The sequence below is a fragment of the uncultured Dysgonomonas sp. genome, assembly GCF_900079725.1.
Classification (GTDB): domain Bacteria; phylum Bacteroidota; class Bacteroidia; order Bacteroidales; family Dysgonomonadaceae; genus Dysgonomonas.
On sequence record NZ_LT599032.1, the window covers coordinates 4,265,976 to 4,291,535 of the forward strand.

22 protein-coding genes and 1 rRNA gene are annotated in these 25,560 nt (G+C 38.8%); 16 read left to right on the plus strand and 7 right to left on the minus strand.

The window, feature by feature from the left end; all coding sequences use genetic code 11:
• Window positions 1-100 precede the first annotated feature (100 nt).
• Window positions 101-209 (plus strand): 5S ribosomal RNA (gene rrf / locus QZL88_RS17540).
• 133 nt (window positions 210-342) lie between these two features.
• Here the strand turns inward: rrf and QZL88_RS17545 are convergent.
• Window positions 343-1,398 (minus strand): glycosyltransferase family 9 protein, encoded by a 1,056-nt coding sequence (locus QZL88_RS17545; RefSeq protein WP_296943280.1) that lies wholly within the window; start codon window positions 1,396-1,398, stop codon window positions 343-345.
• 180 nt (window positions 1,399-1,578) lie between these two features.
• Here QZL88_RS17545 and QZL88_RS17550 point away from each other — a divergent pair, with 180 nt between their 5' ends.
• A complete protein-coding gene (locus QZL88_RS17550) occupies window positions 1,579-2,337 on the plus strand; it encodes a glycosyltransferase family 2 protein (protein ID WP_296943282.1) in 759 nt (252 codons plus the stop codon).
• A gap of 81 nt (window positions 2,338-2,418) precedes the next feature.
• Here the strand turns inward: QZL88_RS17550 and QZL88_RS17555 are convergent, their stop codons facing one another.
• Both QZL88_RS17555 and QZL88_RS17560 read right to left on the minus strand, forming a co-directional pair.
• A complete protein-coding gene (locus QZL88_RS17555) occupies window positions 2,419-3,780 on the minus strand; it encodes a CotH kinase family protein (protein ID WP_363927930.1) in 1,362 nt (453 codons plus the stop codon).
• Between the two features lie 3 nt (window positions 3,781-3,783).
• On the minus strand, window positions 3,784-3,960 hold the full coding sequence (locus tag QZL88_RS17560; protein WP_296943285.1) for a hypothetical protein: 177 nt from the start codon (window positions 3,958-3,960) through the stop codon (window positions 3,784-3,786).
• Window positions 3,961-4,180: 220 nt separating this feature from the next.
• On the opposite strand from QZL88_RS17560, the gene gyrB reads away from it, so the two are divergent.
• The 4 genes from gyrB to QZL88_RS17580 all read left to right on the plus strand — a co-directional run bounded on the left by gyrB (window position 4,181) and on the right by QZL88_RS17580 (window position 8,672).
• A complete protein-coding gene (gene gyrB, locus QZL88_RS17565; protein WP_296943287.1) occupies window positions 4,181-6,136 on the plus strand; it encodes a DNA topoisomerase (ATP-hydrolyzing) subunit B in 1,956 nt (651 codons plus the stop codon).
• A 258-nt stretch (window positions 6,137-6,394) separates the two neighbouring features.
• A complete protein-coding gene (locus QZL88_RS17570; RefSeq protein ID WP_296943290.1) occupies window positions 6,395-6,616 on the plus strand; it encodes a hypothetical protein in 222 nt (73 codons plus the stop codon).
• A 635-nt stretch (window positions 6,617-7,251) separates the two neighbouring features.
• The gene (locus QZL88_RS17575; protein ID WP_296943293.1) at window positions 7,252-8,241 is read left to right on the plus strand and encodes a M28 family peptidase; all 990 of its coding nucleotides are present in this window, start codon (window positions 7,252-7,254) and stop codon (window positions 8,239-8,241) included.
• A gap of 2 nt (window positions 8,242-8,243) precedes the next feature.
• Window positions 8,244-8,672 carry a SufE family protein gene (locus tag QZL88_RS17580; RefSeq protein ID WP_296943296.1) on the plus strand — a complete coding sequence of 143 codons (429 nt, stop codon included), beginning with the start codon at window positions 8,244-8,246 and terminating at the stop codon, window positions 8,670-8,672.
• Window positions 8,673-8,681: 9 nt separating this feature from the next.
• Here QZL88_RS17580 and QZL88_RS17585 read toward each other — a convergent pair whose 3' ends face one another.
• The 4 genes from QZL88_RS17585 to xrtK form a co-directional block, all read right to left on the minus strand.
• Window positions 8,682-9,323, minus strand: a complete 642-nt coding sequence (locus tag QZL88_RS17585; RefSeq protein WP_296943299.1) for a thiamine diphosphokinase — start codon at window positions 9,321-9,323, stop codon at window positions 8,682-8,684.
• A 33-nt stretch (window positions 9,324-9,356) separates the two neighbouring features.
• Window positions 9,357-10,064, minus strand: a complete 708-nt coding sequence (locus QZL88_RS17590) for a hypothetical protein (RefSeq protein WP_296943301.1) — start codon at window positions 10,062-10,064, stop codon at window positions 9,357-9,359.
• A gap of 479 nt (window positions 10,065-10,543) precedes the next feature.
• Window positions 10,544-13,402, minus strand: coding sequence for an MSEP-CTERM sorting domain-containing protein (locus tag QZL88_RS17595; RefSeq protein ID WP_296943304.1), 2,859 nt, complete (start codon window positions 13,400-13,402; stop codon window positions 10,544-10,546).
• The gene (xrtK, locus tag QZL88_RS17600) at window positions 13,380-13,913 is read right to left on the minus strand and encodes an exosortase K (RefSeq protein WP_296943307.1); all 534 of its coding nucleotides are present in this window, start codon (window positions 13,911-13,913) and stop codon (window positions 13,380-13,382) included. The genes QZL88_RS17595 and xrtK overlap by 23 nt, the downstream gene beginning before the upstream one ends.
• A gap of 393 nt (window positions 13,914-14,306) precedes the next feature.
• Here xrtK and nspC point away from each other — a divergent pair, with 393 nt between their 5' ends.
• The 10 genes from nspC to QZL88_RS17650 all read left to right on the plus strand — a co-directional run bounded on the left by nspC (window position 14,307) and on the right by QZL88_RS17650 (window position 25,503).
• On the plus strand, window positions 14,307-15,449 hold the full coding sequence (gene nspC, locus QZL88_RS17605; RefSeq protein ID WP_296943310.1) for a carboxynorspermidine decarboxylase: 1,143 nt from the start codon (window positions 14,307-14,309) through the stop codon (window positions 15,447-15,449).
• A 90-nt stretch (window positions 15,450-15,539) separates the two neighbouring features.
• Window positions 15,540-15,704: a hypothetical protein gene (locus QZL88_RS17610; RefSeq protein WP_296943312.1), complete on the plus strand. Its 165-nt coding sequence runs from the start codon at window positions 15,540-15,542 to the stop codon at window positions 15,702-15,704.
• Window positions 15,705-15,868: 164 nt separating this feature from the next.
• The gene (gene rpe, locus QZL88_RS17615; protein ID WP_296943315.1) at window positions 15,869-16,522 is read left to right on the plus strand and encodes a ribulose-phosphate 3-epimerase; all 654 of its coding nucleotides are present in this window, start codon (window positions 15,869-15,871) and stop codon (window positions 16,520-16,522) included.
• 39 nt (window positions 16,523-16,561) lie between these two features.
• Entirely contained in the window at window positions 16,562-18,142 is a 1,581-nt protein-coding gene (locus QZL88_RS17620; protein WP_296943317.1) for a ComEC/Rec2 family competence protein, read from the plus strand.
• A gap of 195 nt (window positions 18,143-18,337) precedes the next feature.
• Entirely contained in the window at window positions 18,338-19,852 is a 1,515-nt protein-coding gene (locus tag QZL88_RS17625; RefSeq protein ID WP_296943321.1) for a phospholipid carrier-dependent glycosyltransferase, read from the plus strand.
• Between the two features lie 11 nt (window positions 19,853-19,863).
• A complete protein-coding gene (locus tag QZL88_RS17630; RefSeq protein ID WP_296943324.1) occupies window positions 19,864-21,360 on the plus strand; it encodes a glycosyltransferase family 39 protein in 1,497 nt (498 codons plus the stop codon).
• 5 nt (window positions 21,361-21,365) lie between these two features.
• Window positions 21,366-22,070, plus strand: coding sequence for an SAM-dependent methyltransferase (locus tag QZL88_RS17635; protein WP_296943327.1), 705 nt, complete (start codon window positions 21,366-21,368; stop codon window positions 22,068-22,070).
• Between the two features lie 853 nt (window positions 22,071-22,923).
• Window positions 22,924-23,652 carry a TorF family putative porin gene (locus QZL88_RS17640; RefSeq protein WP_296943330.1) on the plus strand — a complete coding sequence of 243 codons (729 nt, stop codon included), beginning with the start codon at window positions 22,924-22,926 and terminating at the stop codon, window positions 23,650-23,652.
• 30 nt (window positions 23,653-23,682) lie between these two features.
• Window positions 23,683-24,039 (plus strand): P-II family nitrogen regulator, encoded by a 357-nt coding sequence (locus QZL88_RS17645; RefSeq protein ID WP_296943333.1) that lies wholly within the window; start codon window positions 23,683-23,685, stop codon window positions 24,037-24,039.
• A 42-nt stretch (window positions 24,040-24,081) separates the two neighbouring features.
• On the plus strand, window positions 24,082-25,503 hold the full coding sequence (locus QZL88_RS17650; RefSeq protein WP_296943336.1) for an ammonium transporter: 1,422 nt from the start codon (window positions 24,082-24,084) through the stop codon (window positions 25,501-25,503).
• Window positions 25,504-25,560 lie beyond the last annotated feature (57 nt).

Sequence of the window (25,560 nt, forward strand, 5' to 3'; positions counted from 1 at the left end):
AATACTTACTCTTTTACATCAGTCAATATAGTTGAAAATTGAGAGTTGACAGTTACATATAAACCATTGTCCACTATCAACTATCCACTATAAAAAGCATTCAGGTGGTTATAACACCGGGGCTCCACCTCTTCCCATTCCGAACAGAGAAGTTAAGCCCGGTCGTGCCGATGGTACTGCGCAAGTGGGAGAGTAGGTTACCGCCGTTTTTAAGAAGAGAAGTCCTTCACTAGATATAGTGTGGGACTTTTTTGTTGTGGATAAGATTATCCTATACATATATGAATGAAGACTATAAAAGAATCAGAACTTGCTTTAAGTATTATATAGCTGATATATGAATTATTTAAAAAGTATATTTTCTATTCTTTGTATTACTATTTTAGAGTTAATGTCGAGACAATCAAAAGTTTTTGGATTACTGCAAGGTTTATTTCCAAATATAGAACAAGGCTGGCAGCTTAAATCTTTAATTAGAGCATCTTTCCGATCTAAATTTGATGGATAATAACCATTTTGCGGTGCGGTGGCTCCCCAAATGCTGATTACCGAAACATTTAATAATGCGGCTAAATGCAGATTCGCAGAATCCATTGTGAGGGCAATACTACATTTTGCCATAACAGTCGTTTCTTCATCGAAAGAGATGCGATCAATAAGTGAAATTACTGAAGGATATGTTTCGATCCAGGCGTCTACCTGTTTTTTTTCTCTGATTCCTCCTCCAAATATTAAGACCTGATATTCATCTTTTTTGCTAAAATACGATATAACCTCTTCCATCTTATTTAATGGGTATATTTTAGTCCTTTCTTTAGAGAAGGGAGATATTGCAATTAGTTTTTTATTGGAGCTAATATTGAGCTTGTTAAATAATTTATCTGAATCTCTTTTCTTTATAGCCATTGGGTTGAATATTGGTTGCAACCCATTATAACCTAAATTAGCAAGAGCTTCTTTATGTAAGTCAATCATTGTTAGGCCGTCATTACATTTATTCGGGATCCTTTCTTCTGAAAAGAACCTGTTTTCATTGGTTAGGGCTATTTCTATATTTAGGTTATTTTGAAGAATGCTTTTGTGTAATTTCTGTTCGATGATATCATATTGTAGAAAAGCTATTTTATCAAATGAATTGGCAAAAGACTTCATCTTAGCTGAAAAAAGACGTTTTTTTATTGAAAAAACCAGCCCTCTGAAAGCTCCTTTCGATTTCTTAGATATCATAGGTTTAAATACAACATTGGGAGGCATTACTTCCAGAAAGGTATTAAACCGCTCATTTGTAAGTATTGTAAAGGTGTCTTCTTTATATTTGGTCGCCAAAGATACAATTAAGGGTAGGACGATTAAAGCATCGCCGATCCTATGGTATCTGATAATTAAAGTATTTGCCATTATTTATATATGTTTTCTAAAAAGCATGTAAATATAATAATATTAGGCAGAGCTTTGTTCTGTTCTAGGTGAAACTTACCCAATGTCTAATATTATCTAATGTAAATTGTATAGATAAAGGTGGTACTATCCAATAATAAAAAAAGATATTTATCTTTGTGTTTCTTTAAATAAAAAGATATGCCAAAGATTTCTATTATAACACCTACTTACAATTCGGAAAATACAATACATGGAACAATTGATGCCTTACTCAGACAAACGTTTTCTGATTTCGAATACATCATTATTGATGGCGTCTCCAAAGATAATACAGTGGAGAAAATAAAAAGCTATATACCTGCTTTTGAGAAGAAAGGAGTAAGTGTACGGATATTGAGTGAGCCGGATAAAGGTGTTTACGATGCAATGAATAAGGGGATTGCTTTAGCGCAAGGAGAGCTTGTGGGTATTACAAATTCTGATGACTGGTACGAAGATAATGCTTTGGAGGTGATGTGGGATAAGTTTACTGATAGAGAAGTAAATAGGTCTAACTGCATGATATATGGTATCGAACGGGTTTGGAAAGATGATAAGATATTTAATGTGCAACGACGTGGTGCTGCTTTCATCTCTGAGAGCGTATTGCCGCATTCAACTTTCTTCGTTTCAAGGGCTGTCTATGATAAATTCGGAGCATTTGATTTATCTGTAAAAGTATTAGCTGACTATGATTTTATTTGCAGATGTGCAAGCCAAGGTGTCAGTCTGGAAGAAGTGGATATTGTAATATCTAATTTTAGATTAGGTGGTATATCTTCTTCATACTTTGATTTTTATTCCGATTATTATAAGATAAAGCATAAATATGGATTTATTGATAATAAGAAATATAAAGAATTGAAGTTTGTTCTGAAAGTGAAACAGCTTATTAATAAGGTAGCTAAGAGATGGTAATTGTATTTAGTATATTAGATATACAAATGAGGGTATTGCATCAGTTACAATACCCTCATTTGTATAAATATAGGCTGAAGTTTACTTCAATGTCTGATCCATCCAGTTTATTCTTCTAGTAAGCCAATCTTTCAGATAATTGACTTCTCCTTGATAGCTACCTGTTACAATAGGATTTGGCCATACAGCCTTATCTAATATCGGCCACCGCTTAAAGTTTTTAGACTGGGATATTTCCATCTTGTCAGCTAATTCGTCGATAAATGGATACAGATTGCTTAGCTTGTCACTTCGCAACTCGATCCACCGATCTGTCACCATTTTATCAAATTCTGCATGCTTAAAGAATTCTTGATACCAGGCAGCTTTAATTCGTGCATACCAACCGGTTGTAATTTCACATCCTTCGTAATTTATATTACCAAAAGCGATATCGTAATCCCATACAGGGCCAAAGTATAACTTATCATTATCCTTGTCTTTATATACAAAGGTACTGAGACGAAGATTTCCATCCACATTTTTAGATAATTCATTTAGTAACAGATAATCAATGAAGGATTTCATATCCAGATATTTTGGTAGCTCAGACACAGTGTTGATGCCTCCTTTTCCGTAGATAATGTTTTCTATATTCTGAATATAATCACGGATATATTCCTTTTGAATAGCGGGGATGTCCTCTGGTCTGTTTACACAAAACACCATTTTTGCTTCTTCGGTTTCGAACCACACAGGTTCCCCTTTTCGTTCGTCTATTTCCAGCAGGTATCCACCTGAGGTATTTGTGTCAGATGGCCCCATTTCGGCAATATTCACTCTGTCTTTATCTATTCTTATGTGTTCTCCGATCATATAATTACCTATGAAGTCTCCGTTGAGAACGACATCTACATATTCCATACGTGGGGTATAGACAAATCCCATGCGTCGGCTGATTTCAAAAGCGAGCTCATTTCTCATCAAGGTTTTATCAGAATAATTCGCTAATAAAACCCAATGTTTGTTTTTGGGCATGCCTAGTATTTCGCTGGACTTGCTTAATTTAAGACGGTATGGTTTCTTTTCCATTCCCCATGTACTGTTTCCCCGGCCTCTTATCTCGGTGGTAGCTTCGAGTAATTTTTCAATGATCTCACCTTTCTCATTCCGGGATTCAATAGTAATAGTGGCGTTTATATAATCTTCCTTTGATGTAATTGGCTTTCCATTCTCTGTGGTGATCGTCAAAAGAGGGTAATGGTGTCCTTCCGGATCGGGAATTACAGGAGGTGCAGCCTCCTGATTAATTTTTACAGTTTCAGACTTTTCTGCGGTTTTTACTGATAAAGATATTGAACGCACGGTCTCAATTGCATTCTCAGATGCTTTTACCGAGATGTTCATGTTCCCTTTTCCACTTAAGGGACTGATGGTTATCCAATCATTTTCTTCTACGATTATTTTCTATTCGGTGTTGGATTTTATCGAAAAAGTCTGTGTCTCGCCTTCTGCACTGAATGACAATTCATTCTTAGACAGACTTAAATATTTGATATCTTCCTTGTCATCGTTCTTGTCGGAACAACTGATTATAGAAAGTAAAAATATGAAGGAAGTAAAGAGCAAAATTTTGTTTTTCATGAAGCTTGATATATTAGGTGCATTTATCTTTTACAAAGAAAATAAGAAAATCGGATAATCAAAGATTTCCTTCTATTTTATTGATATTTTATCCTTTATTCTGAAACGCAAAAGGACTGCTTAATTACTTGTTTTTCCCGATAAAAATTCGTATATTTGTTAGATTTTTGAACGCAAAACAACGGGTGGTTATTCACCTTAAAAATAGCAAGAAATAAATATGACAGAGAAACAAAAAATGGCAGGCGAGTCTTACTCGGCGCAGAATATTCAGGTGCTTGAGGGTCTGGAGGCTGTAAGGAAAAGACCTGCGATGTACATTGGTGATATTAGCGAAAAAGGTTTACATCATCTTGTGTACGAGGTTGTTGATAACTCTATTGACGAGGCCCTGGCTGGTTATTGTGACGATATTAAAGTTACTATTCACGAAGATAATTCTATCTCTGTAAAGGATAACGGACGTGGTATTCCTGTAGATATCATGGAGAAAGAGAAGAAATCGGCTCTGGAAGTTGTGTTGACCGTATTGCATGCCGGAGGTAAATTTGATAAAGGGACATACAAAGTATCAGGCGGTCTTCATGGTGTGGGGGTGTCATGTGTGAATGCTCTTTCTACACACCTGCGTGCCGAGATTCATAAGCACGGCAATATATACGTACAGGAGTATTCTTGTGGCAAGCCATTGACTGCTGTAGAAAAAATAGGAGAGACAAAGGATAATGGTACAACCATCACTTTCAAACCGGACGATACAATATTTACTGTTACCGAATATAAATATGATACATTGGCTTCGCGTCTGCGCGAGCTTGCTTTCCTCAATGCGGGAGTTCGTCTTTCGTTGACCGACCTTCGCCAGAAGAAAGAAGATGGGACTTTCCGTACCGATGTATTCTATTCAGAAAGAGGACTAGAGGAATTTGTGCGTTATATCGATGCTTCAAAAGAGGCCTTGATCGATGATGTTATACACATTGTCACAGAAAAGCAAGGCGTTCCTGTAGAAGTAGCGATGACGTATAATACTTCCTACAACGAGAATGTCTATTCCTATGTAAATAACATCCATACTATCGAAGGTGGTACTCACCTGACAGGTTTCCGTCGTGCATTGTCGCGTACGTTGAAGAAGTATGCCGATGATATGAAGATGTTGGAAAAAGTCAAGATTGAAATCAGTGGAGACGACTTCCGCGAAGGCCTTACAGCTGTAGTTTCCATCAAAGTAGCAGAGCCGCAATTTGAAGGACAGACTAAAACCAAGCTAGGAAACAACGAAGTTATCGGAGCTGTAGATCAGGCTGTAGGTGAAGCTTTAGGACATTTTCTTGAAGAGCATCCGAAAGAAGCTAAGATCATAGTTGAAAAAGTTATACTTGCTGCTACGGCTCGTGCTGCTGCACGTAAAGCCCGTGAAATGGTACAACGTAAATCTCCGCTTACAGGAGGAGGACTTCCGGGTAAGTTGGCAGACTGTTCCAGTAAAGATGCTTCCAATTGCGAGATATTCCTTGTCGAAGGGGACTCTGCGGGTGGAACAGCCAAGCAAGGTCGCGATCGTGCATTTCAGGCTATCCTGCCTTTACGGGGTAAGATATTGAATGTAGAGAAAGCAATGCCTCACAAAGTATTGGAGAGTGACGAGATAAAGAATATATACACTGCCCTTGGAGTCTCTATCGGTACTGATGAAGATTCAAAGGAGTTGAATCTGGAAAAACTGCGTTATCATAAAGTGGTGATAATGACCGATGCGGACGTGGACGGTAGCCATATTGCTACATTGATCCTTACATTCTTCTTCCGTCATATGAAAGCTTTGCTGGAGAAAGGTTATGTGTATATTGCTACTCCACCGCTTTACTTATGTAAGAAAGGGAAAGTGGAAGAATACTGCTGGGACGACAGGCAACGCCGTGCTTTTATCGATAAATATGGTGATGGTGACGAGAATTCAATTCATACACAACGTTATAAAGGTCTTGGAGAGATGAATGCTATCCAGCTTTGGGATACAACAATGAATCCTGAACACCGTACTTTACGTCAGGTGACAATCGAAAATGCTGCCGAAGCTGATCATATTTTCTCCATGCTAATGGGTGAAGATGTTGCTCCTCGCCGTGAATTTATAGAAGAAAATGCTACTTATGCCAAGATCGACGCATAAGGGATATTAAAGATAAGAATGAGCCGCAGTAATGCGGCTTTTTTTATAACCGCCTTAATCAGATAATATTTAGGGCAAACGCACGAAATCGAGGATTTTAGCCATTGATTTCATTTACATTTATTGACTGTATATAGTTAAAACCTGACACATCTGACACTTTTTTACTGTTTTTATGCCGTTTATTTTATATTTGTTAATCATGTGAATCAGTAGGTGAGATTTAACGTTGGATTATTTTTTACATAATTACCGTCTTTGTTTATTTCCGGAGACTTGGCTCAATCCTGCCGCGCCTTCCCGGGCTTGTCCTTACTTTTGGCATTGCCCAAAAGTAAGCAAAAGGCTAGCGCTAAGTTCCTCGGCGACCCACAATCGGTTTGCCGGCTGAAAGGGACCAACGGGCTATCGCCCCGTCACTTTCAACGTCGCCTGCACCGTGTGGGTACCCCGCCTGCGAAACTAATGCGCGTCCGCTGACGCACAAGTAGGGCGAAGCCCTTCGAACCCAAATAAGACAGTCTCTTGTCGTCGCTTTGCGACCACGGCCTCGTCCCGCAGGCGGGGTACCCAATCCGTAAAGCGGAGGTGTAGAGCAAAATAGGGTGGCTGCTATACCCGGTCGATAATCCTACTAATGATGACTTCGTATTATTTTGCTCCACCGAAGCTGCGGTTTTGGGTCGCCGAGGGATGCAGCCTTGATTTTTTGGTTCGTTTTGCATCAAGGCAAAATGAACATTCGAACGAAACGGAGTGAAGTCGAAAATAATCCAATAATTTTATCCAACAATAATTACTTTAACTACTGATTGGAATTAATCATATATAGTTAAAAGGTAACAGTTTTTTTAGCTATTAGCTGATCGCTTTTAGCCATTAGCCTTTTTCTCGTATCTTGTCTACTCGTATCTCATTTAACTTATTACTTACTACTTATCTCAATACATCAAAGAACTATAAGCTAACAGCTAAAGGCTACCAGCTATCCATATAGATAAACTTTCTGCATAAAAACACATATTTCGTGCGTTTGCCCTTGATAATATTAAAATGACTTTAAGGATATCATATCATTTCTTATCTTTGCACCTGTATATTTTAACTATATGAGAATGACATTTAAGAATATTGTTGCTGTGTGCCTTATGTTGTCGCTGATAGCTTGTGCATGTAATAATAAAACTGCCTCAAAACCAGTGGAAGCATACCAGAAAGTTTCGCCAGATTTCAATGCAGATAGTGCATATCAGTTTGTAGATAAGCAAGTCTCTTTCGGTCCTCGTGTACCCAATACCCCTCAGCATATTGCTTGTGGCGATTACCTTGTAGCCGAACTGAAGCGTTTCGGTGCAGATGTGCAGGAGCAAAAGATGGTGCTGACAGCATATGATGGAACAAAGCTGAATTCCCGTAATATAATAGGTTCTTACGGACCGGATAAGAAAACCAGGGTATTACTATTTGCGCATTGGGACACACGCCCTTATTCAGACCATGACCCTAATCCGGATAATTATCACAAGCCTGTGTTAGGTGCAAACGATGCTGCCAGTGGAGTAGGAGTGTTACTCGAAATAGCCCGTATCATTCAATCTCAATCTCCGGCAGTAGGCGTGGATATCATTTTCTTCGATGCGGAAGATTATGGGATCCCAGAGTTTGCAGAGAAATCTGTTATCGAAGGAAATACATGGTGCTTAGGCTCCCAATACTGGGCTAAAAATCCGCATGTACCTAATTATAAGGCTAAATATGGTATTTTACTCGATATGGTAGGGGCTGATGGAGCTACTTTCTACAAAGAAGAATATTCACGCATTTATGCAAAGAATATTGTGGAGAAGGTATGGAGTACTGCTGGTCAAATGAATTATGGTGCCTTTTTTAAAGGAGAGGAGATGGGCGGAATCACAGACGACCATGTACCGGTGAACGAAGTTCGACGTATTCCAAGTATAGATATTATCGATTACAGACCAAATACAGAACATGGGTTCTTCCATTCGTGGCATACCCAGAAAGACGATATGAGCAATATCAGCAAAAAAACACTCGGAGTTGTCGGACAGACAGTGCTGGAGGTTATCTATAAGGAGAAATAAGAATGGCTACAATAAACGAAATACAAGACGAAATAATAGAAGAGTTTTCCATGTTCGAAGATTGGATGGACCGTTATGCGCTCCTCATAGAACTGGGTAACTCCCTTGATAAACTCGATGATAAATCGAAGACAGAAGATAATCTTATAGTGGGATGCCAGAGTCGTGTATGGCTGCAAGCCGATTATGTCGATGGCAAAGTCGTATTTAAAGCAGAGAGTGATGCCGTTATCGTAAAAGGAATAATTGCCCTGCTTATCAAAGTTTTATCGAACAGGACTCCCGATGAGATTATCAATACCGACCTTTATTTTATAGAAAAGATCGGTTTGAAGGAAAATCTTAGTCCTACCCGTTCCAATGGGTTGGTTTCGATGATAAAACAAATCCGTTTCTATGCCATGGCCTACAAGGCAAAAGAAATGGGATAATGCTTCCATTCAAAATGCCCGGTATACCACGGTCCGGCCTTTTGTCTCTATTGTAAACTCATTGCCTGTACACTCATTCAGTGTTGCCTGCCACCAATTAGTAAACACATGATTGTGTATTGGATATGCGAGGTTATGGGAGGTTAAAGGCATTTTGTCAATAGAGAATAGTGATACCTGTTGCTTTATTTCACTTTCGAATGTTGAGTCGGAATCAATAGCTACAAATACTCCATAATCCGTAACCATTTCCACTTCGGCATCTTTCATATAATCACATAGCAGGCTGATATTCGCTATCGTATGGTCTTCTCTTTTGCCAGTCGCTCCCAGAATGGTAATATTACGTTTACCTTGTTTTATACAGAATTGTACTGCTTTTGTCAGATCATTTGTTTCTTGTTCAGAAATGCGGTGTATGATACCTGCAAATTTTGATAAGCTGTCCTCCGATAGCGAATCGCAATCGCCTACAATAGCATCCGGTATCAAATTGGTTTTAGCCAGATTGTTAATAGCTCCGTCGCAGCAAACAAGATATTTGCTGTTATTTAATATTGCCAAAGCAATGGGGTGAGTTGGGAATTCTCCGTTTGCTAATATTACTGTTTCCGTTTCCCGATAAGGTTGCGGCATGCTGTATCTTTTCATTCTTAGTGTTCTATAGCCTATAGAACAGCAAAGTTAGCGATTAGTTCGGTTTTTTAATCCATCTGTGTCTTCATTTTGTTCGAATGAGCCCACTGGTGTAGCCGAATTGGAATTGCCCGACAGGTCAAACTCTTTCACTTCCTCTTGCCCTGTACTGTCGAAGTTAAACATCTTATATTGCTGTCCGTCTTTATCGACCCTTACACCCCATGTTTTGCTTTCAGGAGTGTACCAGAAGGTGCATTTCCATATGTTGCCGTCGGTTTTGTTGTAAACGCCCTCAAATTCGAGATATTCTAATACATCGTTATATCCAAAAGCATTCCGCCCGCTTTCATGGTCTATGATGGAACAATTACCTAGTGCATCACATTCGATCCATTTACCTACTTTTACCTGTAAAGGTAATAATACCCCCTTTTGCTTTAGATTTCCATTGGGATAAAATTCTTTATAAACAGTATGGATGGCAGGGTACGCAGGCCTTTCGAATATTTCGATATTGGAATTGCGTCTGTAGGCTTTTGCCTGTATCTGTGTTCCGTCAGTTTTAGTTTCCGTATAATCCAATATAGAGCCTTTGAATTTGGAACTGTACTGACTTGTATTTAATTTTTCGCTGCTAATTGCCACTTTAATATGGGGGTAAATTTCGGTGTAAGCGGATTGAGCCTTTATTGTGGTGAAAGCTATTAATACGAGAACTGCGAAAATAGTAGGTTTTAATACAGTTGTTTTCATAATTCAATATGTTTGTGTTTGTAGTTTCGTCTGTATGTCAAATATACGAAAAAAATGATTTTAACGATTTAGGACGAAGGTAAACATGTATTATTTATTTACATATTTTAACTGTGTTTTGTTAAAAGGTAACAAAGGTAACACGGAAAGCAATTAATAATTAAAAATGAAAAATTAATAATTAGCTTGCTGAGCAGAGCCAAACATCTCGTATCTTTCTCCAAAAAGGTAACAAAAGTAACACATATACCAGTCATCAGTGAACAACTTGTATCTCGTGTCTTGTCTACTCGTATCTCATATAACTTTCAACTTATAACTCATTATATAAAACTTACTACTTGTTAAAAGGTAACAAAAGTAACAACTTGTTTCACTTTTTAGATGTCTCATTTTCACCTTTTTCAAAATTTCAAAGAACTCGTACCTGTTTTATTATATAGATAAAGTTCTTATGAAAATAGACATGTTAAATTCCTTTATTCAGCAGCTTTTGCTTTTCGCCTCCTATACCATATCCAGAATAGTCCGAACAGAACCATTAAAACAAGTAAATCAGGTTCAGACATCGGTTGTGTCTCATCATTCAGGTCGAGCGCCCTGTGCCCCGACATAACTTCCTCCTGTTTCTTTTTCAGTATAGCCTTCTGTGCTTCGTTTTCTACTACAATGTAGGATGTAAGCGGACTCATTATCCCCGATTTGAAACTGTTTTGCAGCAGGCTGAGCCATTCTTTATCGGCGGTTTCGGGATGTAATATCTGATGCATCCATTGTGCCTGCATCAGCAACCCCGATTCCCAGTTCTTTTTATTTATTGCATCCTGATTTATGACCAGTATTTTATCTTTTGTATTTAGTATAACGGACGCTTTGTTATCGTCAGGCAGATATACAAGCGGATTACTCAGGCGCGGCCATACTTTTACGGTTTTTAGCGGAATGGAGTCCACGATGCTCTCTGTTACTTTTATACCTTTCGAAAAAGAATGTTCTTTCAGACTGTCGTTTTGTAACGAATAAAACCTGTCACCTTCGGGATAAGTAAACTCCATATCAGCAAAATCATTATAAAGAATAGCCTTCTGTATATTATCGCTCAATACAACTATAACCGGGTATGTCATTTGAGGATTGGTATAGGAATCGAAAAGGATTTTCTTTACAGCCCTGTCGAGAAAAAATCCCCCTTCGAATTTTTGCTTTTTCAGTTCTTCCTGCCATTCATTTTTCAACGAAAGGGTTTTTATATAAGTGTTTGTAAACGATATCTTCGCATTGTCTCTGTCAATCAGATTACGGTCGAGCAGCATGTTTATTTCGTCAAGATACTTTCCGGCTTTTTCTCTATCAGTTCTTTTTTCTTCCGGCAGATATTGTCCCGCTACTTCATAATCATTCACATTTGCAGACATATCAACAATGAAGTGGTAATGTGGCTTGCGCTCTACTGTCTCCAGTTCTTGCTTTTCCTGTCCCGAAATATATGCTACTCCTTCCATATTTGCATTCGGGTCTGTATGCATTTGTACTTCGGTATCTCCAAGCATAATCCGGTTGCCGTCTATATCGATAGTGACAGGCTCTTTGTGTATAAACTCGATTCCGGTATATCTCGTCTCATCTGTTTGAAAGGGAAAGACTTTGAATTCCACTGTATTTCCCGGTAGGTAGCGAAGTAGTCCCGGGTCTCTGTTTACATTCCTTATCTGATTGAATACCCATGTCGCGGCTTTTTTTTCGGCCAGTATACCCGGTTCTTTCACATCTCCTACATAGAGGTAATAATCGCTTATCCAGCATCCGGCAGGCAAATCTATTTTTGTTATATATTCAGCATCCCGGAGAGGAACATTTTCGTTGTATATTGAGAGGTCTATCCAACTGACCCATGCTTTTTGTGCATCATCATATTTACTGCTATGTTGAATATCTGTTATTTTTATTTTTTGTATTGTGTCGTTTCCCGGACTTTGCCACATCCTGCTGCGTCTGTTATTATTTGCTTCATGGCCATTGAACAGGTTGTAAATCAGAGTCCGTTTACTTTCCGAAAGGGTCAGATTGTCTAGTACTAACCATTTATAGTAGCTTGACAGATACGGGGTGGAAGAATAGAATGCCGTACCGCCCCTTCGGTCGTGTGTTTCTGTAGCCTCCAATATGCGGTCTACAGATTTTGCATTTAGTTTATATTCTTTCCTATAGTCGGGACTATAAAGGTATTCGAGTGTTGTGTGCAATATGCTGCGGTCGTATTTATAAGTAATCGTTATTGCTGTTGGCAACACACAAATACTAATGATTGTAATCGTATATAATAATGGTTTCTTATAGCTTCGTTTTAGGTTATTGAAGTCCTTTACGATATCATTGAGATGTATAGGGTATAAAATTAATGGTGTGAGCATCAGGAACCCTCCTCCGAAAATGATAATGGCAAAAACCGACAACGGCAAAAAGGGCAACATGACCAGAAAAAAGTAAAGCGTATACATAAATGTGATGCATCTCCCTGTGTAGAGAGATAATCTTAATTGCCTGTTTTCCGGTATCGGGATGCAGATAAGTAAACCGTTTACTACGGCTATAATATAAAACCACGGATCGGAGAAATTTCCGAATAGATTGTCGAAACTCTGGTTGATACATAAACCCAATATCGGAAATATAATAGCAACCGGAATTTTCCATGCCAGTTCATATTCTTTAAAGATATTCCGGCGTGATATAAGGATATAAATAAAGCGAATAATAAAAAATAGAAAAGCGGTAGTAGCCAGAATAGCGGATATAAGGTAGAGATGTTCACTCCCGAATCTCATTCCGTCCCACAATGGCAATACCATTGTAGCAAGAACATAAATAAAAAACGGAATACTTATAGCCACTGCAATATTTATGGATGCCTTTTGGTTTCTGGCATGCGGAGTGAGTAAAATAGCCAGGACAAACAAACTATATATAAGTGTCGGCATAAGAAAAGCCCCTACATACATAGGCAGGTTTCCCGATATCATCCAATCGGGAATACTAAACGGTACCAAATCGGTGTAATTATAATAATATGCGTATATAAAACTGAGAAAAGCAACGAATGATACAATACAGTAAACTATATCTACCCGTTTTTTGCGCACCATCTGTACAATAGCATAGGTAGCATTCAGTAATGCAAGTATAACCAGTACAATTGCAAACGACTTCCAACGTGTCAGTTCGGGATAGTCCAGCAGGCTTTTTATTATCTGAAATTCACCCCATTCCAGAAATAGTATCAAGGCGACAGGTAAAGTGTTGATAAGGAATATCCATTTAGGATTGAGCAGTTTTCTCATGATTGCGTTGTATTTTGTTTATTATCTGATTTAGAAGTAAATATCCGAATATAAGGAAGGAGAGGTAGACAAAAATCCCTTCTGCCTGATGTATCAACTTATCCGGAAGACCGGAAGCTGAATAGAAGCCTGTATTCATTATCAGCATATACCCTGTTATACGGGATATATTAGCTATGAGAGTTATCATATAGGCCAAAAGGAAAGATATAGGAATAACAAGCCCTCCCTTTATGATACTCGTTTTTATAAAAACAAAAGCAATCATCAGGAAACTGATCAACAGAAAGTTAAAACCCGAACAAGACTTATTGATTACCATATTCATCTGTGGATAAAAATATCCTGATGCATTATTGTAAATAGCATCCGATCCGGATATCAGTTCTATGGCTTTATTAGTAGGACTGAGCAGAAACCGGATGTTATCGGTTTCCAGATGTGGATAGGCCAGTTTTAAACCTGCGAATATGCAGAAACAAAGAATAGAAAGTGATATTTCGTTTTTCATAAAAGAACTTTGAAAAACAAAGTAATGTTTAAAAATTTAATTAACCAAACTTTTAGAGAATTATTATAGAGAAAATGAAATCATCTTGACTTTTCATTTTTTTTTCACTTTGTCATGCTGACGATAGGAAGCATCTTGTTTTTCAAGAGATTTTTCACTCCGTTCAAAATGACAAAGAGGATATGTGTTTCAAAATATTACTAAATTAGAAAAGTCAAGATGACCTCAATATAAAGTTATTGAACATCGGGTGAATATTTATTCTCCCCTACAAATGTCAAAAACGCACTATAAAGATTTGATGCGTTTGCCCTAATTTTCCGAATCACCCCCATTTACTATTCAATAAAAATAGCGACCTTTGCAAGCGAAAAAATATAGATCAATAATTACATGATAGAAATACATAAAGTACCCTCTCCATGCTTTGTTATGGAAGAAGAATTGCTCAGAAAGAATCTTTCACTTATCAAATCGGTAAAAGATCGCGCGGGAGTAAATATAATACTGGCATTCAAAGCATTTGCCATGTGGAAATCTTTCCCCATTATCCGCGAATATATCCCCTATTCAACGGCCAGTTCGGTGTTTGAAGCACAGTTGGCTTATGAGGAGATGGGAAGCCTTGCGCATACATTCTCTCCGGCCTATACCCCGGATAACTTTCCTATATTTATGCGATATAGCAGTCACATTACGTTCAATTCCTTGTCTCAATACGAACGCTTTTATCCTGAGACTCTGAAACACAGGAAGAAAGTATCGTGTGGTATCCGCATCAATCCTGAATATTCAGTTGTGGAAACCGACCTGTACAATCCGGCAACCCCGGGTTCTCGCCTCGGTGTTCCTTGCGGTTATTTCGGCGATGAATTACCCGAAGGAGTAGAAGGCCTGCATTTTCATACGCTGTGTGAATCTTCTTCATATGATTTAGAGAAGACACTGGAACAGGTAGAAAAGAAATTCGGACACTTCCTGCCAAAAGTGAAATGGCTGAATATGGGCGGAGGGCATCTGATGACCCGTGAAGACTACGATGTGGAGCACCTCATAAATTTGCTACTATCGTTTAAAGCAAAATATCCGAACCTCGAAATTACGATGGAGCCGGGAAGCGCTTTTGCCTGGCAGACAGGGGTATTAGTCTCTACGGTGGTGGATATTGTGGATAATGGCGGAATAAAAACGGCCATACTCGACGTGTCTTTTGCCTGCCACATGCCTGATTGCCTCGAGATGCCTTATAAACCGTATATCAGGGGAGCATACCATGAGCCGGTAAAAGGTCTGCCTACTTACCGGATGGGAGGAAGCAGCTGTCTCAGCGGCGATTTTATAGGGGAGTGGTCGTTCGATGAACCGCTTTTGATTGGCGACAGGATTATCTTTGAGGATATGATACATTATACTACTGTGAAAACAACTATGTTTAACGGTATCTCGCATCCTGCTATCGCGCTTTGGAACAAGTATAACCAGCTGGAAATTTATCGTGAGTTCGATTATGAGGACTACAAAAACAGGATGAGTTGATCCGGTAAAATGTTAAAAATGAGATTGTAGGCAATAAGACTTTTATACAGGCGTTTCATTAGTATAACTCTAAAAAAACGGAAATCGCCTATGAAGAAAATCTTTACACCTGAACAATGTCAACATTTTGATAAAAATGAAGAGAAGGTTGTCGCACCTTCCGAAAAAACACTAGACTTTCTTAAACAATTTGCGCGCACGCATTATGTAGATAAATCCTTACCGGATACTATAAGCGGACTTTGTATAAATTAAGAGTAAATAAAAAAGAAAATAGAGTACAGGTTATCATAGCCTGTGCTTTTTTTATTGAGATTTTTAAAATATGCAGAAGCTCAAATTCGGACTTTCCTATATCATCCCGTCCCTTTTTTTACTATATTTACACTCATAATATTTATAACTTATAATTCGTAGACATGTCACACAAGATAGCGCCTTCTCTTCTTTCTGCAAATTTCCTGAATCTCCAGGCAGATGTGGAGATGATAAATAAGAGCGAAGCCGATTGGTTTCATTGCGATGTAATGGATGGGAGTTTTGTACCTAATATCTCGTTCGGCTTTCCGATAATAAAGCAGATCAGTACAATTGCAAAGAAACCGCTGGATGTTCACCTGATGATCGTCAATCCCGATAAGTACATATCGCAGGTAAAAGAGGCCGGGGCATATATGATGAATGTGCATTACGAGGCTTGCACCCATCTGCACCGCACGGTTGCAGCTATACACGAAGCAGGGATGAAAGCCGGAGTGACATTGAATCCGCATACGCCTGTTTCGTTGTTGGAAGATATATTACAGGATGTGGATATGGTTCTTCTTATGACAGTGAATCCGGGATTCGGTGGGCAAAAATTCATAGAGCATTCCCTCTCTAAAGTGTCCCGTTTGAAAAATATGATATTAAAAAGAAATTTGCAGACTTTGATCGAGGTTGATGGCGGGGTGAACTTGCAGACAGGAAAGCAACTAGTGGATGCCGGAGCCGATGTGCTCGTGGCAGGTAATGCTGTATTCGCAGATGCCGATCCTGTGGAAATGATACATAAACTGAAAAGTATTAAATGATAACTAAATAGGTCTCTGACCTTATTATGACCGGCGGGAATGAAGAATCCGTTTTCCAAAATACCATTCCTGTTTTTTCTTATTCCGCTTATAGGTGGAATTTTATTACAATATTATTTAAAGATAGAATATTCAGGCATAGTTTTCTCCCTGACAGGACTGATGGCTATGCTTTTTTCATATCTGATACCGGAGGATAAGCAATTCCGCTGGCGTTGGCTATTCGGTATGGGTATCGTTTTATTCCTTATAAGCGTAGGCATTGCATCTACATCCTTGCGACAGCAGTATTCTGAATTTACATATTCAAACAAGGTACAGATGTATGCCGGTATAGTTACCGATACGCCACAGGAGAAGAAAAAGACCACTGCATACAGGGTATATCTGCCCGATGAAGATAAACTGATCGTTTGTTATTTTCAGAGAGATACATTGGATAACAACAGGCTGCAACCCGGAGATATCTTTTCTTTTCGGGGAAAGATACAACCATTTCAGAACATCGGGGATTTCGATTATGCACGCTATATGTACAATCAGGGGTTTGTGGGCTCTGCCTATGTTTCAAACGATTTATGGCAAACTACGGGTGAGATATCACCCTCTCTGAAATATACAGCATTACGCTGCCGTCAATATATAATGGATTTCTATAAATCATTAGGATTCAATGGTACGGAATACAGTATTCTTTCTGCGCTGACTCTGGGCTATCAGAACGATCTGACAGACGATATTAAGCAGGGATTCAGGATTACGGGTACGGTACATGTCCTTTCGGTCAGCGGACTCCACGTGGGTATTATCTATCTGATGATTAGTTTTCTACTCGGATTTATCCGCAAAAGCACGAAGTATTATTGGCTGAAACCTTTATTGATTATTATTCTACTATGGATATATGCTTTTATTACCGGTTTGCCGCCTTCAGTGATAAGGGCAAGTGCAATGCTCACGGTATTCTGTGCTTCAGAGATTTTCGGTCGGAAAAGCTTCTCCTTGCATGCTCTATATATAGCAGGATTCTTCATTCTGTTGGTTAGCCCTTTTTCATTATTTGATATAGGCTTTCAATTGAGTTTTATGTCTGTATTTTCCATATTGTATCTATTACCTAAAGTATCAGGCCTTTTGAAGGTCGAGAATAAATATTTACGGAATATTTGGCAAATGTTTACCTTGTCTATCGTAGCACAATTAGCGACATTTCCTCTTTGCCTGTATTACTTCGGCACATTTCCCACTTATTTCTTTATTGCCAATTTGCTGATTGTACCATTGGTTACATTGATAATTTATACTGTGGGTGGCATTGGACTAGCTAAGCTGCTGAGTCTGATAATGCCGGATTTAACAGCTTGTTTTTACTACTTACCTGTCAAAATATTACAGTTTTTAGTATGGTTGATGGCAAGTATTATCCGTTTCTTAGAAGATTTACCATTTGCTTTGATTGATGGTATAGAAATATCATTTACAGATATGATTCTAATATATACTTTAATCATAGGTTTCCTGATCTTTCTTATTTATAAAAAGCCCAAAGGACTGATTCTGGCACTATTCACTGTGCTTTTATTTTTTGGAGTTCATATTTATTATAACCTTTCTATCTAGATAATCAATAAAGATTAATGACTTATTTTAATAGTTTTGCCAAAATGGGACACAGGCAATCTTTATTTGGACACAGTATAAAATAACTACACATTCATTCACTGACGATCCAAATAATATCTAATGAATGAGCAAAACAATTCACTGTCAGTAATATTTTTCCTATTTTTGCCTCTGATTTCAATTTATATACTAATGATAAAGAAAACGATATCTGATGACAGGAACATATTTATTGTTCTATTCATATACGCTTTCCTTCTTGTCTTTTTCTGCTCGCTGATGTCGCCATTGTATCCGTTCAATGACTGGTCGGATATAAATCTCTATTTCAATATAGGTAAAGCGATGTTTCACGGGCAAACGCTATATACCGATATCTTCGACCACAAAGGCCCGCTTATCTTCGTTATCTATGGCATCGGCTCGCTTTTCTCCGAAGACTCTTTCATAGGCATGTACTTCATCGAATCCCTTGCATGGGTGGGCATGATATTTGCCGCCTACCTCATAGGACGGTTATACCTCGATAAGATATATGCCTTCATCACCGCACTGTTTTTCCCTGTCTTGATGCTCTCCCATTCTTCGGAAGGAGGTTCGGCCGAAGAATTCATAACATTGTTTATCGCTATCAGTTTCTATCTGTTCATCCGGTACTTTAAGGATAAAGATGCTGCGTTGCATCGACCGTCACATATGCTTGTGCATGGCATCATGTGTACCGTTGTATTGTTTATCAAGCTCAATCTGGTTGTCTTCTGGATTTTCCCCCTGCTAGCCGTTTTTATCAATATACTGCTAAAGAAAGAATATAAGAATCTTGTCAGGAATATAGCCGCATTCATAGCCGGAGTAGTGATAGTAACTTTACCTATAGTAGTCTACTTCCTCATAAACGGAGCGCTCTCCTATGCATGGGATACTTACATTACATTGAACAGGACATATGCGCAACTCGGCGACTTCTCCCGCATCATGGAGAACCTGATTGTCCGCTTCTACCAACGTCTGAAATATGATAATTACGAATTCGTAATCATACTTATAGGAGCTATATACTTCCCATTCAGGTATCTGGGAAATAATTGGGGCAAAATAGGAATTATACTCTCATTCGCATCGTTGTACACAGTCATATTCATGCCTGCCAATTATGTTTTCTATTACTCCATTCCTTACTATATTTTCTGTATAACAGGTGTAATCGCCATCCTCGATATATTACGCAAGTATATTAAGATACCGGAACGATGGTATTCCTATCTGCTTTTTACTCTTGTTGCCCTTGCATGCGGAATCATGACTAAAGACTTTTTCGGAAAACCCAAAGAAATCATATTCAGACAACAGGAAGAAACCAGTGGCGTTTTCTATAAGTTTTACAACGTAATATCGAAGGAAAAGAATCCTACACTCATGTGCATGGGGCTTGATGCCACAACGGGCATCTTTACCAAAGCCAATATAATGCCGACTGTAAAATACTTTATCTCCCCCAATCTGCCTTACAATATCTATCCCGAAATGAGGGACGAACAGACAAGATACATAGAAGAGAAGAAAGTACAGTTCATCATATTGTCGGGGGCTTCGTTCAGTTACGATTACTATACGTCTTTGCCTGTTCTTCAGGAGAATTACACGCTTGTAAACACCTATGAAGAAAATGGTAAGTCCACCTATTTCCTATACAAACGAAAAGACTAAACCAAACACAAATGATAAAGAAACAAATACAAGAAGATAAGAGGAACTTCGTCATACTGATTCTGTATGCCATTCTCCTCCTGTTCTTCTGTTCAAAGATGTCCCCTCTTTATCCTATCAACGAATGGGCAGATGTAAATCTGTACTTCAATATAGGGAAGGCCATATTTCACGGGCAAGTGCCTTATGTGGATGTGTTCGACCACAAAGGCCCGCTCATCTTCTTTGTCTACGGAATCGGATATTTGCTCTCAAACACTTCTTTTCTGGGAATGTACTTCATCCAGTGCCTGCTGTGGATACTGATGGTATCTACCGCATATCTTACAGCAAAACTGTATCTGGATAAAATATATGCTCTCTTTGCGGCCATGCTTCTCCCTGCTCTGATGCTCTCACATACATTGAACGGAGGTTCGGCCGATGAATTTATTACCGTATTTGAAGTTATAAGCCTTTATCTTTTTATCCTATACTTCAAAGATAAATCAGTGGCAGATCATAAGCCTGTGCATATGCTTACACACGGCCTGTTGTGCGCGATGACCCTCTTTATCAAGATCAACCTGATTGCATTCTGGATTTTTCCTGTACTGTCCATATTCATCAATATAATACTGCAAAAGAAATATCGCAACCTGCTGGAAAACGCCATCGCGTTTCTGCTCGGACTATCCATCATTGCCTTACCTATCCTTCTTTACTTTATCTTCAACAGCGCTTTGCAAGATGCGTGGGATACCTATATAGTTCTGAACAAAAGCTACTCGAATCCCGGAAGCATAGGCGAAATATTAGAAAGACTGTTTTCTTATCTTTATCAACAGGTACGATATGGTAATTTTGAGTTCATTATTATTCTCATAGGTGCCATTTGGTTCCCATTGAGATATATTGAAAACCGTTTGGGTAAAGCGGCTATTATCCTGTCTTTCGCAGCTACATATACAGCGATTTTCATTTCGTCTTACTATATCGACTATTACTCTGTCCCTTTATATGCCTTTATCCTTCTAGGATGCATCGTTATTTGTCACTATATAAAAGTACCTTCTTCGTCATGGAAGTATTACGCCCTTTTCATCATCCTTGCGCTGTATATGGGTATCCAGCAGCGTAAATTCTTCGGCATGGATTTCAGCGAGCTTTCCGGTAAAAAAGAAAACAGCTTTGATATATCCAAGTTCTCACAAATAGTAGAACAGGAAAAGAACCCGACTCTTATGAATCTGGGACTCGATCTTGGCAACTCAGTCTTTACACAAGCCAATGTTATCCCCAATGTAAAGTATTTCATATCCCCCAACCTCGAATACGATATCTATCCTGTGATGCGGGACGAACAAACAAAATATATAGAGCAACGGAAGGTACAGTTTATTATCCTTGCCGAAATTGCTCTTAATTTTTCATATTTCAATCAGCTTCCTGCCTTGCATGAGAACTACGAAGTAGTAGCTACCATCGGCGACGCAGGCGGCAGGTATTATCTCTATAAATTAAAATAATAAGCATGCAACCATCATTATATCTCATTCCCGTCACATTGGGAGAAACCAACATAGAACAGGTATTGCCTACACACAACAAGGAAATAATACTGCAAATAAAATATTTCATTGTTGAGAATATCCGTTCAGCACGCCGCTTTCTAAAAAAAGTTGACAGTGATATCAATATAGACGAACTCACCTTCTATGAATTGAACAAGCATACCAAACCCGAGCATATCGATAATTACCTGCAACCAATAACCAAAGGTTTCCATATCGGCATCATATCCGAAGCCGGTTGTCCTGCTGTAGCCGATCCAGGGAGTGATATCGTTGCCATTGCTCAACGAAAAGGCTATAAAGTGGTGCCGTTGGTTGGTCCGTCGTCTATCCTTTTGTCGCTAATGGCTTCGGGATTCAACGGCCAGAGTTTTGCTTTTCAGGGATATCTGCCGGTCGAAGGCACTGAACGTATCAAGAAACTTAAACAACTTGAACACTTTATCCAACACGACCATCAGACACAGATATTCATAGAAACACCCTATCGGAACCAAAAGCTGGTGGAGGACATCATCAAACACTGTACGCCGTCAACAAAGCTTTGTATAGCAATGAATATTACCTGCGAAGATGAGTATATCAGGACGTTACCTGTAAAGCAATGGACTAAGCAATTGCCGGACATGGGCAAACAGCTTTGTATCTTTCTTTTATATAAGTAATTAAAAAAAGGTAACACATATTTCAGCTATTAGCAAATAGCTTCTGGCTGTCAGCCCATGCCATTGTACAGGAGACTTTACGGTAAACTGAAATACGGCTTTTCAACTTATAACTTGTTAAAAGGTAACAAAAGTAACACTTTTTGCATTCTTTTGTAGGAGGCTGTGTCAAAAGCCAAATTGCGCTATCAAATTATTACCCTCTTTGTCATTGGCTTTACTTTGCTCCGGCGATTTTCAAATCACCCCAACAATTTTCCCGAAAAGTTACAAATGTTACACTTTTCATCCATTTACTGATCTTCTAATCTACAAATTTACGAATCAATCTTTTCAAAGAACTATCGGCTAACAGCTGAAGGCTATCGGCTTAAATAGTATAGATAAAATTTTTCATAAAAATAAATGTTGTGCAGGGCTACTAGCCTTTAATGGGTTAGAAGACGAAGTTATCTGTCGCTTTTCCAAGACGTAATAATAGTAACACCCTTTATATACTATTCAGGTCTGTTGCGGTTCTATATTCTCCGTTTTTATCTCAAAAACAAATTAATGTAATGTAGCGATTTCACTATATGGATAAAATAACGGGTGTTTGGTAGAGGTGTCTTTTTGATAATCAAATGTTGTATTTATGTTGTATTGGATAGAATATGCTTAAAATAAAATCATTATAACATATATTGGAAGTTTTGTAAATCTTTTTGCGAAAATTTATTCCTTTAAATTTGTCAATTAAAATATTTTGACATACTTTTGCCAATATAAATATCAAAAAGAATACTCCAATACCATTTTTCTAATCAAAAAGAGAATTAAAGTACATTTTTAACATCTTTAAATATTTTTGATTATGAAGATTTTAGCTTTAAGGAAAAAAGTTTGTTTAGTCATCATTCTATTCGGTTTATTATCGACGGTTCAAATAAAAGCCCAGTCGGAAATTGAAGTTGATCTTGGCGCAGATCTGGTCAGTTCCTATGTATGGCGAGGTTTTAAACAGGCTGGTGCAAGTGTACAACCCGGAATCAGTGCCAGTTTAGCCGGATTCAGCTTAAGTGCATGGGGCTCTACAGACCTGGCCAGTGAAGGTAAAAAAGAAGTTGACTTTACTGCTGCTTATGAAAAAAGCGGATTTAAGGTCGCCGTTACCGACTACTGGTGGGACGGAGAAGGTGCTAACCGTTATTTCAGTAGCCCTAACGACGGTTTCAACGGACATTACCTGGAAGCTACATTAGGATATACCCTACCTGAAGCCTTTCCGTTAAGTCTTACCTGGAATACATTCTTGCTGGGTAAAGGTAATAAAAAAGAGAATGGAGACAATTCTTATTCCACATATATCGAATTAGCTTACCCGTTCTCGGTAAAAGGTGTAGATATGGGTATTTCGGCAGGGTTTACCCCTTGGGAAAGTTCTGTATATCCAACTTCCGGATTTAAATTTACATCCATAGCATTAAGCGCATCCAAAAGCATCAAGATCAACGATTCGTTCTCCTTGCCGGTATTTGCCAATATAATAGCTAATCCGGCTGTAGAAGACATTCATTTCGTATTTGGAATATCCATCAGGTAAGTAAAAATCACTCTATAATTATTATTTAAAATGAAAAAAATCGAAGCGATTATCCGCAAATCAAAATTTAATGAAGTTCGCGCCGCATTGCACGAAGCAGATATAGACTTCTTATCGTGGTGGGACGTAAAGGGGCAGGGAAGTGCCCGTCAAGGATTAATATTCAGGGGGATAGCATATGATGTAAATGCCATAGACCGTATATATATTTCATTCGTGGTGAGAAATATAAATGTAGAAAAATCAATAGACGCTATACTAAAATCGGCATATACGGGAGAAAGCGGTGACGGACGCATCTTCGTTTCCAGTATCGAACAGGCAATACGCATACGTACAGGAGACCACGGCGATGAGTCGTTGTATGACAAAGATCAAGATAAATAAAGATTTGGTTATAAAATTAGGTTAAGGTAAAAATTAGAAAATATGAAACGAAGATTATTTAAATATATAACTATATTACTGTTCGCTTCGCTGGCTCTCCCCACTGCCGCAATAGCACAAGATTCACTGGCTACAGGTGTAGATTCTTTACAAGCCATAACTACTACTGTGGTAGAAGAAGTAGTGGCTCCGGTAGAAGCCCCGGCGACATTAGACTCGGGCAATACCGCATGGATAATAGTAGCAACCGTACTGGTTATGATGATGACTGTGCCGGGTCTGGCTCTGTTTTACGGAGGGCTGGTACGTCAGAAGAACGTATTGAGTATTATCATGCAATGTCTCTTTATAACAGGCGTTATCAGTATATTATGGATAGCATTCGGATACAGTTGGGTATTCGGTACAAGTTTTATGGAGTCTGATAGCGCCTTAGGGGCAATAATCGGAGGATGGGACAAAGTATTCCTGTGCAGCCTTACGCTCGACACCCTTACAGCCGGAAATATTCCTGAAATATTATTTGCAATGTTTCAGTGTATGTTTGCAGTAATTACCCCTGCGCTTATCATTGGAGCATTCGCCGAGAGAATCAAATTTTCGGGATATGTTGTATTCATCATCCTTTGGTCTATCATAGTATACAACCCTATGGCACACTGGGTATGGGGAGGCGGATGGCTTCAGGAAATGGGTGCCATTGACTTTGCCGGAGGTACAGTCGTACACATCAATGCTGGTATCTCAGCCTTGGTTATGGCTCTCATGCTGGGACGTCGCAAAGGATACAGAACAATAGGTCATCCATTTACTCCTCACAATATACCATTCGTTTTCATCGGTACAGCATTACTATGGTTAGGATGGTTCGGATTCAATGCCGGTAGCGGACTCGCTGCTGACGGACTCGCCGCAAATGCTTTCCTTGTAACTCATCTTGCAACCTGTGTGGCTGCAGTGGTATGGATGGCTCTGGAATGGTTCTTGTACAAAAAACCTACTATTGTAGGGTTCTGTACAGGGGCAGTAGCCGGACTTGTAGCAATAACTCCGGCAGCAGGAACAGCTGATGTATTAGGGGCATTCGCCATAGGTGGCATCTCTGCACTTGTGTGCTTCTTCATGGTTGCTTATGTGAAACCAAAACTGAAATATGACGACTCTCTGGATGCATTCGGTGTACACGGTGTAGGCGGTATTGTTGGATCAATTCTTACAGGTGTATTTGCCACACAGGCAATTACCGGGGCAGAGGGTGTACAGGGCGCTTTATATGGCGACTGGAACCAACTCTGGATACAGGTAATCGCTACCGGAGCATCAGTTGTTTACAGTGCAGTACTTACATTCATCCTGTTCTTCATTGTTAATAAAACAATCGGACTTAGAGTATCTAAAGAAGAAGAAGCTGTGGGGCTGGATATCTCCCAACATGGAGAATTCGCGTACAGTGAAGACGAATAAAAATAATCGAGATTACATTATACTATAAAAACACGACGAGAAAAGCGGGATATAGAT

What these genes read in the sequence shown, in the direction of transcription:
- QZL88_RS17585 (WP_296943299.1), bottom strand. Translation starts at nt 9,323, where the DNA reads ATGAAAAGATACAGCATGCCGCAACCTTATCGGGAAACGGAAACAGTA.
- QZL88_RS17595 (WP_296943304.1), bottom strand. Translation starts at nt 13,402, where the DNA reads ATGAGAAAACTGCTCAATCCTAAATGGATATTCCTTATCAACACTTTA.
- QZL88_RS17650 (WP_296943336.1), top strand. Translation starts at nt 24,082, where the DNA reads ATGAAACGAAGATTATTTAAATATATAACTATATTACTGTTCGCTTCG.
- QZL88_RS17575 (WP_296943293.1), top strand. Translation starts at nt 7,252, where the DNA reads ATGACATTTAAGAATATTGTTGCTGTGTGCCTTATGTTGTCGCTGATA.
- QZL88_RS17545 (WP_296943280.1), bottom strand. Translation starts at nt 1,398, where the DNA reads ATGGCAAATACTTTAATTATCAGATACCATAGGATCGGCGATGCTTTA.
- QZL88_RS17610 (WP_296943312.1), top strand. Translation starts at nt 15,540, where the DNA reads ATGAAGAAAATCTTTACACCTGAACAATGTCAACATTTTGATAAAAAT.
- rpe (WP_296943315.1), top strand. Translation starts at nt 15,869, where the DNA reads ATGTCACACAAGATAGCGCCTTCTCTTCTTTCTGCAAATTTCCTGAAT.
- QZL88_RS17635 (WP_296943327.1), top strand. Translation starts at nt 21,366, where the DNA reads ATGCAACCATCATTATATCTCATTCCCGTCACATTGGGAGAAACCAAC.
- xrtK (WP_296943307.1), bottom strand. Translation starts at nt 13,913, where the DNA reads ATGAAAAACGAAATATCACTTTCTATTCTTTGTTTCTGCATATTCGCA.
- QZL88_RS17560 (WP_296943285.1), bottom strand. Translation starts at nt 3,960, where the DNA reads ATGAAAAACAAAATTTTGCTCTTTACTTCCTTCATATTTTTACTTTCT.
- gyrB (WP_296943287.1), top strand. Translation starts at nt 4,181, where the DNA reads ATGACAGAGAAACAAAAAATGGCAGGCGAGTCTTACTCGGCGCAGAAT.
- QZL88_RS17580 (WP_296943296.1), top strand. Translation starts at nt 8,244, where the DNA reads ATGGCTACAATAAACGAAATACAAGACGAAATAATAGAAGAGTTTTCC.
- QZL88_RS17630 (WP_296943324.1), top strand. Translation starts at nt 19,864, where the DNA reads ATGATAAAGAAACAAATACAAGAAGATAAGAGGAACTTCGTCATACTG.
- QZL88_RS17550 (WP_296943282.1), top strand. Translation starts at nt 1,579, where the DNA reads ATGCCAAAGATTTCTATTATAACACCTACTTACAATTCGGAAAATACA.
- QZL88_RS17620 (WP_296943317.1), top strand. Translation starts at nt 16,562, where the DNA reads ATGAAGAATCCGTTTTCCAAAATACCATTCCTGTTTTTTCTTATTCCG.
- nspC (WP_296943310.1), top strand. Translation starts at nt 14,307, where the DNA reads ATGATAGAAATACATAAAGTACCCTCTCCATGCTTTGTTATGGAAGAA.
- QZL88_RS17640 (WP_296943330.1), top strand. Translation starts at nt 22,924, where the DNA reads ATGAAGATTTTAGCTTTAAGGAAAAAAGTTTGTTTAGTCATCATTCTA.
- QZL88_RS17625 (WP_296943321.1), top strand. Translation starts at nt 18,338, where the DNA reads ATGATAAAGAAAACGATATCTGATGACAGGAACATATTTATTGTTCTA.
- QZL88_RS17645 (WP_296943333.1), top strand. Translation starts at nt 23,683, where the DNA reads ATGAAAAAAATCGAAGCGATTATCCGCAAATCAAAATTTAATGAAGTT.
- QZL88_RS17590 (WP_296943301.1), bottom strand. Translation starts at nt 10,064, where the DNA reads ATGAAAACAACTGTATTAAAACCTACTATTTTCGCAGTTCTCGTATTA.